Below are 11,864 nucleotides of genomic sequence, written 5' to 3'. Positions count from 1 at the left end.
CCCGGAGGTCGGCCACGTACTTGGTGATCAGGTCCGGTGACAGCCGGGGGATGTCGCCCTCGTCGTCCAGGGCCGCGGCCCGGACCGCCGCCCGGAACCGGTCCGCCGGCAGGGCGGATCCGGCGACCGGCTGGGCCGGCTCGGCGAAGGCGTGCAGCAGCGGGAGCAGCGAATGCTGCCGCCGGCGGTCGGGCAGGCCGTGCAGGGCGGTCTCGAAGCGCTCGATCCACTCGGCGTGGTCCTGGACGCGGGTCAGCGGGTGTCCGGCCGCCGTCAGCCAGTCGACGACGGTGTCGAGTGAGACGCCGTCGTCGTGCGGGTTGACCACGTTGTACGTCCGGTAGCCCTCCCGCGCGTCGTCGCCGAGCGCGGTGACGGCGCGCGCGGTGAAGTCCACCGGGAGCGCGTCGTAGTGCGCGCGGCCGTCGCCGGCGCCCCTCGTGTAGAAGCTGCCGGGTGCGATGCCCGTCGCCAGCAGGCTCAGCACGAGGCGGGTGAAGACGTCCGGGACGTTGAGCTGGCCGCGGTAGCGCGGGTGCGCGAGGATCAGGTTCGAGCGGAAGACGGCGACCGGCAGACCGAACCTCTCGTGCGCCTCGCGCAGCAGCACCTCGCCGGCCCACTTGCTGGCCGCGTAGCCGTCGGCGTAGTCACCGTCGAGGTCGCGTACCGTGCAGGCGGTGCGGATGTCCGCCCGCTCGTCGGCGGCCGCCGCGTTCCCGAAGACGACGGCGACCGTCGACAGGTAGGTGAACCGCTTGGTCCGGGAGGTGACCGCGAGCCTGATCAGTTCGGCCGTTCCCAGCACGTTGGGGCCGAACAGCTGGCTGTAGGGCAGGACGTGGTTGACCTGTGCCGCCGGGTGGACGATCAGGTCCACGGTGTCGGCCAGCCGCCGCCAGGTCTCCTCGTCGAGCCCGAGACGCGGTTCCCCGATGTCGCCGGCGACCACCCGGAGGTGCCGGGCGGCGGCCGCGCGGTAGCGCTCCACGAGGTCCGGGTCGCCGCTGTCGAAGGCCGCGTCGAGCCGGGCCCGGGCCTCCTCGACACAGGAGCCGCGGACCACGCACACCAGCGTGCCGCCGCGCTCCGCCACGCGCTCCAGCCATTCGAGACACAGGAAGCGGCCCAGGTAGCCGTTGGCGCCGGTCAGCAGGACGGTCCGGGCCTCGGGCAGCGGACCGGCCGGCCTCCGCCCCTCGGCCTGCTCGACGGTCCGCGGGTCGAGGAACGCCTCCAGCCGCAGCTGGGCCGCGTCGAGTCGCGTCGCGTCCGGGCCGTGGATGCTGTCGGCGGTCGGACGGCGGTGTTCCGCCGTGAGCGCCCGCTCGACGTGATCGGCCACCTGCCGCAGCGAGTTGACCGGGTTGATGATCACGTCGACCGGGACGTCGACGTGGAAGATCTCCTTCATCAGCTGGGAGAACGACAGCGCCGTGAGGCTGTCGCCGCCGAGTTCGAGGAAGCGTGTGTCGGGCTCCACGACACCCTCGTCCAACCCCAGGAGCGCCTGCGCGGCCCGGAGTACGGTCGCCGGCGGCGGCTGGTCGGTGCCGGCCTGACGCAGCGTCCGGAGCTCCTCGGCCTCGCGGTCGGACAGCTCGGTGTACAGCGCTTCGAGACGCCCGCCGTACCGCTTCACCAGGGCTGGCCGCAACGGCTTGCGCACTCCGGAGAGCAGCCCGTTCTCCTGGGTGAACGGCTCGGTCTCGACGAGCAGGTCCCGGGGGATCTCGTAGGAGTTCAGCCCCGCCTCGGTGGCGATCTCCCGCAGGGAATCCCGCAGGAGCGCCCTGAGGCGCCGGGCGTCCCCGTCGACGCGGTCGAGGGCGTCCCGCGTCGGCACGACGACCGCGAGCAGGTAGGCGCGGGCGCCGCTGCCGTACAGGAAGACCTGCCGGACGACCGGACTGCCGGTGAAGAGCGCCTCCAGGCGGGAGACGGCGACGAACTCGCCCTGGGAGAGCTTGATGACGTTGGAGCGGCGGTCGACGTACCGCAGCTCGTCGGGGCCGACCCGGGCCATGATGTCGCCCGTGCGGTAGAAGCCGTCCTCGTCGAAGACCTCGGAGGTGGCGTCCGGACGCCGGAAGTACCCGGGGACGAGCCGCTCGGACCTGATCAGCAGTTCGCCCCTGGGGTACGGCGCGTCGGTGCCGAAGTACCCCAGCTCGGGCACGTCGACCAGCTTGTGGTCGGTCACCGGCGGGCGCTGCATCCGGCCGTCGAGGGAGACGACCCCGGCCTCCGTCGACCCGTAGCCGTCGATCAGCCTGACCTGGAAGCAGTCCTCGACGAACTTCGTCGTCTCGGCGCTCGGCGGGGCCGAGGCGCTGGCGGTCCACAGGAGGCGGCCGCCCATGACCTCCTCCCGCAGCTCCTTCCTCACCTGCTCCGCCGTCACTTGCTCGGCCGTCACTTGCTCGGCCGCATCGCCGCCGGTCCCGGTCCGGCGGGACAGCTCCGCCCGGTAGTGCTGGAGGAACAGGTCGGAGATGCGGGGAACCATGAGCAACTCGGTGGGACGGACCAGGGAGAGGTCCTCGAAGAGCGTCGACAGGTCGCTGGAGGCCGCGAAACAGGCGAGGCCCCCCTTGGCGAGCGTCCCGAACAGCGCGCCCCTTCCCATCACGTGGCTCAACGGCAGGAAGTTGAGCACGATGGCGGGCCGCACCGGCTGGCCGGGCACGTAGTCGATCCAGAAGGTCCGGACCAGACGCTCGGTGTACACGGCCCCCTTGGGGGTGCCGGTGCTTCCCGAGGTGTAGATCAGCGAGCTCGGCGTGTCGGGCGCCGACCCGTCGGGAACCCGGGGGAGCGGCGGCAGCGCCCTTCCCCGCTCGACGGTCGACGCCAGCGTGTCCAGGGCCACCCCCCGGCCCTGCGCCGCGAGCCGGGCGCGTGCGGACTCCAGCTCCTCCCGGTGGGTGGTGGCCTCGGGCCGGTGGCCGATGACCACGATCCTGCCCAACGAGGCGGTGTTCGCCGCGAGTTCGAGCGCGACGTCCAGCTGGTCGACGTCCACCACGAGCAGGCGCGGTCCGGTCTGCTCGACGACGGGGGTCAGATGTGCCGCCGAAGCCCCCGACTGCAGCGGGACGGACACCGCGCCGGAGCGGACGCAGGCCAGGTCCGCCACGGCGTACTCGGCGCTCGTGGGCCCGAGGAGGGCGACGAAGTCGCCGGGGCCCAGCGGCTGTTCGGGGTGGTGGCGCCAGTCGGAGGCCACCGCGCCCACCCGCTCCTGGAGTTCGCCGTACGTGAGCGTGTCGAAGCGCCGCAGGAGGCGCAGCGTGGTGCGGCCCGTCTCCGGGTCGGTGACCGGCTCGGTGGCGCGCTCGCCCAGGGCGGGGCGGTCCGCGTACGCCTCCAGCACGGTGGCCACCAGCTCGGCGAGCGGCAGGTCGGGGCGGCGGATCGCCTCGGTGACGGCGTCCAGGGGCGCGGTGTCACGGAACTGGGCGTCGGTCGCGTACAGGTGGGCGCTTCGTCGTTCGGCACGTGCGTCGAGTTCGTCGGCGGGGAGGTGCGAGAGGGACACGAATGATCTCCTATGCAGCCGAGAAAAAAGACATGTGGACATCGTCTCTTCGGTCCGCCTGTCCACCGCTGTCGCGGCGACGGGTGCCATCGGGGCGGGATGCGACCATGGCACGAAGGCGGGGGAGCGACCGGCGACCCTCAGGTGGCCGAGGCCTGCTCGGCCACTCCGGTACGGGGTGGGGTGCCATGGCGGAGGACTGGCGGGGCGACAGGATCGGCACCGCGCTGAACGGCACCAACCCCACGGTGCTCCGGCGCCTCGACGCCGGCTTCGCGGTGATCGGCGACGTGCAGTTCCTGCCCGGGTACTCGGTCCTGCTGGTGGACGAGCCCGGTGTGCAGCGCCTGTCCGAACTCCCGCGGAGCAGACGATCGGCCTTCCTGGCGGACATGGACCGGCTGGGTGAGGCCGTAGAGCTGGTCTGCCGGCGGCTGGACCCGCGGTTCCGGCGGGTGAACCTGGAGATCCTCGGCAATACCGACCACTTCCTGCACGCACACGTGTGGCCCCGGTACGAGTGGGAGAGCCCGGATCTCGTCCGCCGTCCGGTGTGGCTGTACCCCACGGAGAACTGGCGCAATCCCGCGTGCGCGCTCGGACCGGAGCACGACGCCTTGCGCGAGGCGATCGGCCGCGAACTCGACCGGCTCCACGGCTGAGTCACGGCTCTCCGAATACCCGGATCCGGGGCGTCACTACTGGTAGCAGCACCCGCCGTACTCGTCGCAGTCGTAGTCGATGCCGCCGTCGGGGCTGTGGGTGCGGCTCAGTTCCTGGTTGTCCACGGGGCAGATCGGGGTGAATGACGGATTGACCTGGAGGAAAGTCGAGTCCTTCAGGGAGAATACGGAATTGACGACGTCGAGGCCGTGTTCGCGAATCCCTTGCCGGATGAAGTCGAAAGCGTCGTAGACGTGGCCGCAGCCGCACGTGATCGGGGTGCATCTGAAATTCTTCACCCTGACGCCCAGCTCCACCCTGATCCTCTCGGTTTCCTCGGGGGATATCGGGCGGAGCCCTGTGCGGCGAATCCGCTCCGGAGTCCAGAACCGCTCCTTGACGAGCGCGGCCTGGGCGCGGGTCAGGTAGAACGAGGCCGAGACGCCACTGGTGATCGTGGCGATGACGATGTCTGCGACGGCTTCGTCGTTCGCCGAGGTCACCACTTTTCCGGCGGCGACCATCCTGTCGATTTCCGCTAGCAGCTTCATGGTGCCCACTTCCTTGTTGTCAAGTATGCGACGCCCCGCAACCGCTCACAAGCCACCCGGAGAGTTACCGGCCAGCCGGTAAATGGGTTGCGGAACTCCGGGGCGGGGTGTCGTATCCCGGATATGACGATTGTGCTGGGAACGCCGACCGCGGGCGGGGTGCGCGTGGCCATGGGCGCACTGCGGGAGTGGCAGGACGACGGGGCGCCGATGCAGCTGCACTCGGGGGACATCGGCTGGAACTGCCGGTTCGGGACGGCGGAGACGGCCGCGCTGGTGCGGACCTGGAGCCGGAGCGGACGGATCCTCGCCGTCGGGATGCTGGACTCGCCGACGGTGCTGCGGATGACGGTCGCTCCCGACGCCTTCCGGGACGAGGACCTGGCGCGGCGGCTCGTCGAGGACGTCTCGCTGCCTGAGCGAGGCGTGCTGCCGGACGGGGCGGCGTCCATCGAGGCGCCACAGGGCCTGCTGCTCCACGACCTGCTGACCACGGAGGGCTGGGGCGTCGACGAGCCGTGGACGCCGCTGTTCCGCGACCTCGCGGAGGCGGTGGAGGACCCGGGCGTACGGATCAGGGCGATCGGTCCGGAGCAGGCGCAGGACTTCGCCGACGTCCTGCGGTCGGCGTTCGACACCTCGCGGCCGACGCGCGCGTACTGGCATGCGATGTCGGCGGGGCCGTTCTCCGCCGACGCCCGCTGCCTGGGCGCCTACGACGACGGGGGCAGCCCGGCGGCGGTGGTGACGGTCTGGTCGGCCGGTCCGGGGAAGCCGGGGCTGGTCGAGCCGATGGGCGTCCACGAGGACCACCGCGGTCGCGGATACGGCCGGGCGATCACCCTCGCCGGGGCGGCCGCGCTACGGGCGATGGGCTCGTCGAGCGTCCGCGTGTGCACACCGAGCTCCAACGTCGGCGGCGTCGCCACGTACAGGGCGGCCGGGTTCGAGGCGAGGCCGGAGATCGGCGACCGGATCCGCAAGGCCTGACGCCGTTGCGGCCCGGGTCCTCCGGCCGACGCCGGTGGAGCGGGGATCCGGGCGTGGGCCGGTTCAGCGCTGCGCCGCGGCCTGCCGCAGCGCGCGGTGGGTGGGGGAGTCGTCGGGCGCGGTCAGGACGACGAGTTCGAGGTTGTGGGTGCCGGGGACGACGTAGGCGGTGTAGTCCAGGTCGAGCCGGCCGGCCCGGGGGTGCTGGAAGCCGTGGCTGCCGGTGGCCGGGCCGCGGACGTCGTGCTCCTCCCAGAAGGCGGCGAACCGGCTGCTGCGCGCCGTCAGTTCGGCCACGAGGCGGGTGCCGCGTTCGTTGTGGGGGTCGGCGGCCAGTGCGTGGCGCAGGCGGTGGACGTTGCCGCGTGCCGTCTTCTCCCAGTCGGTGAGGAGCCGGGGCGCCCGGGGGTCGCAGAAGACGAACCAGGCGAAGTTGCGCTGCTCGGGCCGGAGTTCGGCGTAGTCGAGGAGCAGCCAGGCCTCGGCGTCGTTCCAGGCGAGGATGTCGCGCATGGGGGTGACCACGTGGGCGGGCCACGGGGTGATCGAGGCGAGGAGCCGCAGGGTCGCCTCCGGTACGTCCGGGGCCATGGTGGCGGGGCCCGCCTGGTGGACGGGGTTTCCGGTGGCGAGGCGGTGGAGGTGGCGGCGGGCGTCGGCGTCGAGCTGCAGGGCGGTGGCGAGGGCGTCCAGGACCTCGGGGGAGGGACGGCGCTGACGGCCCTGTTCGAGCCGGGTGTAGTACTCGGGGCTGATGCCGGACAGGGTGGCGACCTCGGCTCTGCGCAGTCCGTTCAGTCGGCGGGTGCCGGTCCGGGGCAGGCCGGCGGCCTCCGGGGTCAGTCGGGCCCGGCGGGTGCGCAGGAAGTGGGCCAGTTCGGGGAGTGCCGCTGATGGTGCCATGCGGCGAGTATCGGTCGCCGCGCGGCACGGGGGGTAGCCCTGCCGGGGCCACCCCCGGCGGGGCCTCCCCTTGGCGGTGTCTCGTCGCGGTGCGCGCGGCGGCGCAGAGTGGCCGCCGGGGGCGCCGCGCGACGCGGGCTGCCCCGGTCGCCGACGGGCCGGTTCCGGCCTGTCGGCGCGTTCGCGCGTCCGTCGTTCCCGGAGCGCGTCCTTCGTCCTTGGAGTCCGTCCATGCCCGCACGTCCCGGCGAACCGCATTCGCCAGCCCCGTCCATGCCCGCACGTCCCGGCGAACCGCTTTCGCCCGCCCCGTCCATGCCCGCACGGCCCGTACGGGCCGGGGGACCGAAGTCCGACGGCCCGGGGCCCGACACCCCGCCGTCCGTCCGGTACGCGCCCCTGGTGGTGCTGAGCGCGGCGGCGGGTCTGGACGCCGGTGGTGTCGCCGTCCTCAACAGCGCCCTGCCCTCGGTGGGCGCGCGGTTCGGCACCTCGGCGCAGAACCTGTCCTGGGCGGTGACCGGCTACGCGCTCGCGTTCGCGGGGCTGCTGCTGTGCGGCGGGGCGATGGCGGACCGGCTGCGGCGTCGGCGGGTGCTGGTCGGGGGCCTGGTGACGGTGGCGGTGGGCGCCGCCCTGGCGTTCGCGGCGCCCGCGTTCTGGGCGGTCGTGGTGGGACGCGTGTTGCAGGGCGCGGGGGCCGCGATCACCATGCCGGCGGCCACGGCCCTGCTGACCTCGGTCTATGCCGACGGACCGGTGCGTTCGCGCGCGCTGGGCGTGTTCTCCGCGGCGCAGGCGGGCTGCTACGGGGCCGGTCTGGTCCTCGGGGGCGTGGTCACCGGCGCCTTGGGCTGGCGCTGGGTGTTCGCGCTGCAGGCCGCGGCGGCGGCGGTCACCGCCGTGGCCGCCGTGCGGTGGCTGCCACCGGGTGAGCGGCCCCGCCGGGGCTCCCTGGACGTGACGGGGGCCGGGGCGCTGGTGGCGGCGATCGCCCTGACCGTCTTCAGCGCGGACCTGGCCTCCCGCCCCGGCGGCGGCCCGCTCGCGGGCGCGCTGGCGGTGGCCGCCGTGGCCGGGGGTTGGCTGTGGTGGCGCCGCGGGCGCACCGGCGGCGGGGACGCGGTCCTGCTGGACCGGGACCTTCTGCGTACGCCCGGCGTACGGACCGCGGCGGTGGTGGCCGGCGCGTTCTACTTCTGTGTCACCGGGTCGCTGTTCCTGCTGCCGCTCTACCTCCAGCAGGTGCGCGGCATGTCCCCGGCCGCCTCGGGCCTCGCGGTCCTTCCCGTCAGCCTGGCCGTGGCTGCGGCCGCCCTGGTCTCCGGGCGGCTGATGAGGACCCGCGGGCCGCGCCCGCTGCTGGCCGCGGGCCTCCTGCTCACCGCCGGCGGCGTACTGCTGTGGTGTGCGGCGGGGGAGCAGACCCCTTACCTCGGACCGGTGTTGGCCGGCCTGGTCGTCACCGGCATCGGGCAGGGCCTGGCTTTCCCCGCCATCACCGTCACCGGCCTGCGCGACGTGCCGGACCAGGCCCACGGCACCGCCTCGGCGGTCACGGCCACCGCCCTGCAGATCGGCAGCGGCATCGGCCCCACTGTCCTCGCCGGCATCGCCCAGAGCGTCGGTGCGGCGGGCCACGGCGAGCTGTCCCTGGGCGGCCACCACCTCGCCTACGCCGCGGCGGCCGCGCTCCTGCTGCTCGTAGGCCTCCCGGCCACGGCCCGGCTCGCCAGGCGGGGCGGCTGACGAGCCCCGCTGCCCCCGGGGCGCCGCATGAACCAGAGGGGAAGGCCCCGCCCCGGGGCGGTGAAGTCTCGGTGGTCGTGACCGGGGATTTGCATGAACCAGTCAACGAAGCTGTCGGCCAGTGCTATGTTACCCGGCGGTTCGAGAGTCCGTGCGACGGCTCCGAACTGTGCGTCCCGCCACAAGTCACCACTGCCTCAGCACCGTTGACCCCGAAGGGACCCTCCACGTGACCGTGCGCAAGCTGACGCTGTCAGCCGCGGCGACAACCACCGTGCTCCTCCTCTGCGGCGCCGCCCTCACCGGGGCGGCGGCCTCACCGGCCGCCGCGAGCACCACCGCCGCCACCTCAACCGCCGCGCCCGCGACGACCGCGCCGACCGACCCGTCCTCCTCGTCCGTCGACCCGAGCACGTCGGCGACGCTGGCGCCCCCGACAACCGGCACGGCTACGGCCGCGGCCACGGTGGCGGCCCCGGCGCAGGGCAGCGCGCCGGCGACCGCCACCACCGCTCCCGTCCTCGCGCTCTCCTCCTTCGACCCGAACAGCGGCACCGCCGTGCTCGCACCGGCCACCACCGGTCCGCAGTCGCTGTCCGCCCAGGCCACGGCCGCTGACGCCGCGTCCGCCGTCCGGCCCGGGCAGCTGATCGACAGCCCGCCCACCCCGGCGGCCCCGCACGGCGCGCTGGTCGCCGTCACCGGTGTGCAGCCGACCGCCGACGGGAAGGTGGCCGTCACCACCCGCCCGGCCACCCTCCCCGAACTGCTCGGCGCCACCAGCACCAACCTGCGCAGCGCCGTCAGCCCGAGCAGCTTCGAGGTCCACCCGCAGATCGGCGGCGTCCAGGTCGTCACCGACTTCGGAGCGACCTCCGGCCAGGGCTCCGTGTCCGGCAGCCTCGGGCTGAGCGCCGACGCCACCGTCCCGCTGCCCGACGGCAGTTCGGCGAAGCTGTCCGGCTCGGTCTCGCTCCACCCGGCGATCGACTTCTCCTACCAGGGCGGCCTCGGCCTCATCGACCCCCAGCAGGCCCGGGTCGGCTTCACCCTGGGCGCGCACGCGGACTGGCGGGTCAGCGCGAACCTCACCGCGAGCACCGGGCCGGTCCGGATCCCGCTCGCCACGTACAGCGCCAGCCCCGTGGTGATGGTGGGCCCGCTGCCCGTCGTGATCAACCTGGCCTTCACCCTCTCCGCCGACGTCAGCGCCGACGGCACCGTCACCCTCGACGCCGAGCAGGCCTATGACGGCCAGTGGGGCGTCCACTCCGACTACGTCAAGGGCCCGGGCTGGACCACCACCACCGACCCCGGGAACTCCACCGTCTCCCCGCTGCGCCTCGACCTCAGGGGCTCCGCCTCGGCGAAGGCCGGCCTGCTCGCCGAAGGCTCGATCGCCCTGTACGACACGGTCGGCGTGAAGGCCTCCATCGAGCCGTACCTGCGGGCCGCCGTCAACGGCTCCGTCGTCCTCGACGGCACCAGCACCACGCCGACCGTCAACGGCACGGCGGCCCTCTACGGCGGACTCGACATCAACGGGGCGCTGATGGCCCGGCTCGCCATCCTCGGCACCCCGATCCTCTCGGCCGACCTGCCCTTCCTCGCCTTCCACCGCGAATGGCCGCTCGTCTCGGTGGGCGCCGGACAGTCCCCGGTGCCCCTGGTGAACTGGACCGCGCTCAGTGCCGGCCTGTTCGACGACAACCGCTCCGCCTACCTCAAGACCCGGCCGGACTGGGACCCGGGCGCGCTCAAGGCCTCCTGCCCGGACGGCACCCGGCTGATCGGACTCAGCCACGGCGGCGACAACGGCCTGTGCACGGACGTCACCAAGCCGGACCTCTGGGACGCAGGCCACGCGTACGTCGTCGACCACGGCGGCACCTACGTGACCACCGACTGGGCACCGGGCTACGCCAAGGCCCAGTGCCCGGCCGGCTCCGTCCTCACCGGCTACAGCCGCAACGGCCGCACCATGGGCGCGCTCTGCGCCAAGTCCGCGGCCCCGCTGGGGACATCGACCCGCACGCTCTGGTTCGACAAGGGCGACAACCGCCCCACCGCGGCCGCCGGCGGCGACTTCTCCTACGGCTTCGCCAAGGGCCAGTGCGCCAACGACGAGGTCGCCGCGGGCCTGGCCTACACCCAGCCCTGGTGGCAGCTCTGGGCGGCCCGGCCCTACGCGCTGCTCTGCCAGAAGCTCGCCTGACAGTGAGACCGTGACGTGGTGATGCCCCGGCGGGGCGTCAGCACCCACACCGCCGACCGCCCCGTGGCGACACGGGGCGGTCGTCCTGTGTCCGGGGCGGGCGCGACCATCACGGTGATCGACACGTGCGGCAAGGTGGTCTCCCTCAGCCCGTAGACGGAGGGAAGGACGGAGATGGCGATCGCCTACAGCCTCGACCTGGTGACCACGTGGACCACGGCCGAGGTCGCCCGGAGCCTCGCCGACGCCGCCCGGCCGATGCGGCTCTTCGAGATCCCTGTGACCGTCGACGCCCTGCTCGGCGACGACGCGCTCACCGTGCACCGCACCTGGATCCGGGTGACCCCGTGCAGGCCCACTCCCTGGGGGGACCCGCGGATCGGCGGCCGTGTCTTCACCCCGACCGTCTCGGTCGCGTTCCGGCTGGGCAAGCACACCGACATCCCCGGCCAGCAGGACGACATGACCCGCCTGGCCGTCGGACTCCTCGCGCAGGTGCCCGGCGACGCGGTCCTGCACTTCGACTACGAGGACGTCTGGCTGGTGCGCCAGGACGGCGAGCCGGCCCTCAACGAGCGCTCCGACCTCTGGCCGCCGAACCGCCTCGCCGCCGTCCCGGGGCCCTACCGCCGCCGGACGCACGAGTTCACCGACTGGGACTGAACCCCGTGGGATCGAACTGAAGGAGTGCCGTCGGTCCAGGGGGCACAAAGCGCCCGAAGATCACCCGTTTGAGTGAAGATCCAGACTCGAACAAACCGAACTGACTGGCCGTCATCGACGATGCATGCGGAACAGGTCGTTCAGCGCTGCGCTGGTTCGGCACGGGCGACCTGCGGTCGTACGCATCGTGTGCACTGAGGGGATCCACGTCATGAGTGAGCTGGTCAACGCCACCGACCCGGGTATCGAGGTCAACGGCACGGCATGGGGCAAGGGCGCGGCCGAGAAGACCTACCAGGCCAACGGCTTCGACCCGGCCCGGGAGGACAGCAAGCTCTCCTACACCCCGCGCCGTGCGGCGAAGACGGTCTTCAACACCTACCAGGGCGGCAACGGCCTGACCCTGTCCGGGTATGTGGCCGCCGACGCCGCCCACGACTCCCGGTACGGCACCTCCGCCGCCGGCACCGGCGTCGACTACCGCCAGGGCGGGCCGGGCGCGGACATCGCGCGCATCCCCGCCGACGCCTTCGACGAGATCGTCATCGGCGGCGTCGGCATCATCGGCGACGAGGGCGAGCGCAAGGAC

General features: G+C 73.2%; 9 protein-coding genes. 6 read left to right on the top strand and 3 right to left on the bottom strand.

The window, feature by feature from the left end; genetic code table 11:
• On the bottom strand, positions 1-3,541 hold a 3,541-nt coding region (car, locus tag ACFU6K_RS15920), incomplete at its 3' end, for a carboxylic acid reductase (protein ID WP_380663486.1).
• A gap of 188 nt (positions 3,542-3,729) precedes the next feature.
• Between car and ACFU6K_RS15915 the strand changes: the two genes are divergently transcribed.
• Positions 3,730-4,203, top strand: coding sequence for a diadenosine tetraphosphate hydrolase (locus ACFU6K_RS15915; protein ID WP_380663484.1), 474 nt, complete (start codon positions 3,730-3,732; stop codon positions 4,201-4,203).
• Between the two features lie 36 nt (positions 4,204-4,239).
• Here ACFU6K_RS15915 and ACFU6K_RS15910 read toward each other — a convergent pair whose 3' ends face one another.
• Positions 4,240-4,755 (bottom strand): hypothetical protein, encoded by a 516-nt coding sequence (locus ACFU6K_RS15910; protein ID WP_380663483.1) that lies wholly within the window; start codon positions 4,753-4,755, stop codon positions 4,240-4,242.
• Between the two features lie 123 nt (positions 4,756-4,878).
• Between ACFU6K_RS15910 and ACFU6K_RS15905 the strand changes: the two genes are divergently transcribed.
• Positions 4,879-5,745 (top strand): GNAT family N-acetyltransferase, encoded by an 867-nt coding sequence (locus tag ACFU6K_RS15905; protein WP_380663481.1) that lies wholly within the window; start codon positions 4,879-4,881, stop codon positions 5,743-5,745.
• 63 nt (positions 5,746-5,808) lie between these two features.
• Here the strand turns inward: ACFU6K_RS15905 and ACFU6K_RS15900 are convergent, their stop codons facing one another.
• Positions 5,809-6,648, bottom strand: a complete 840-nt coding sequence (locus ACFU6K_RS15900; protein WP_380663480.1) for a helix-turn-helix domain-containing protein — start codon at positions 6,646-6,648, stop codon at positions 5,809-5,811.
• A 315-nt stretch (positions 6,649-6,963) separates the two neighbouring features.
• Here ACFU6K_RS15900 and ACFU6K_RS15895 point away from each other — a divergent pair, with 315 nt between their 5' ends.
• The 4 genes from ACFU6K_RS15895 to ACFU6K_RS15880 form a co-directional block, all read left to right on the top strand.
• Positions 6,964-8,397: an MFS transporter gene (locus tag ACFU6K_RS15895; protein ID WP_380663478.1), complete on the top strand. Its 1,434-nt coding sequence runs from the start codon at positions 6,964-6,966 to the stop codon at positions 8,395-8,397.
• A gap of 229 nt (positions 8,398-8,626) precedes the next feature.
• Positions 8,627-10,612: a hypothetical protein gene (locus tag ACFU6K_RS15890; RefSeq protein WP_380663477.1), complete on the top strand. Its 1,986-nt coding sequence runs from the start codon at positions 8,627-8,629 to the stop codon at positions 10,610-10,612.
• Between the two features lie 174 nt (positions 10,613-10,786).
• Entirely contained in the window at positions 10,787-11,275 is a 489-nt protein-coding gene (locus ACFU6K_RS15885; protein ID WP_380663475.1) for a SitI3 family protein, read from the top strand.
• Between the two features lie 211 nt (positions 11,276-11,486).
• Positions 11,487-11,864: hypothetical protein (locus ACFU6K_RS15880; RefSeq protein ID WP_380663474.1), on the top strand; the 378-nt coding region annotated here is incomplete at its 3' end.

Origin of the sequence: Kitasatospora sp. NPDC057512, assembly GCF_042802135.1 — a bacterium.
In the GTDB taxonomy this organism is placed as follows: Bacteria; Actinomycetota; Actinomycetes; order Streptomycetales; family Streptomycetaceae; genus Kitasatospora.
The sequence above is the reverse complement of the archived record's forward strand: the minus strand, read 5'-3'. Positions and strand labels throughout refer to the sequence as shown.

What these genes read in the sequence shown, in the direction of transcription:
- ACFU6K_RS15915 (WP_380663484.1), top strand. Translation starts at nt 3,730, where the DNA reads ATGGCGGAGGACTGGCGGGGCGACAGGATCGGCACCGCGCTGAACGGC.
- ACFU6K_RS15910 (WP_380663483.1), bottom strand. Translation starts at nt 4,755, where the DNA reads ATGAAGCTGCTAGCGGAAATCGACAGGATGGTCGCCGCCGGAAAAGTG.
- ACFU6K_RS15905 (WP_380663481.1), top strand. Translation starts at nt 4,879, where the DNA reads ATGACGATTGTGCTGGGAACGCCGACCGCGGGCGGGGTGCGCGTGGCC.
- ACFU6K_RS15900 (WP_380663480.1), bottom strand. Translation starts at nt 6,648, where the DNA reads ATGGCACCATCAGCGGCACTCCCCGAACTGGCCCACTTCCTGCGCACC.
- ACFU6K_RS15895 (WP_380663478.1), top strand. Translation starts at nt 6,964, where the DNA reads ATGCCCGCACGGCCCGTACGGGCCGGGGGACCGAAGTCCGACGGCCCG.
- ACFU6K_RS15885 (WP_380663475.1), top strand. Translation starts at nt 10,787, where the DNA reads ATGGCGATCGCCTACAGCCTCGACCTGGTGACCACGTGGACCACGGCC.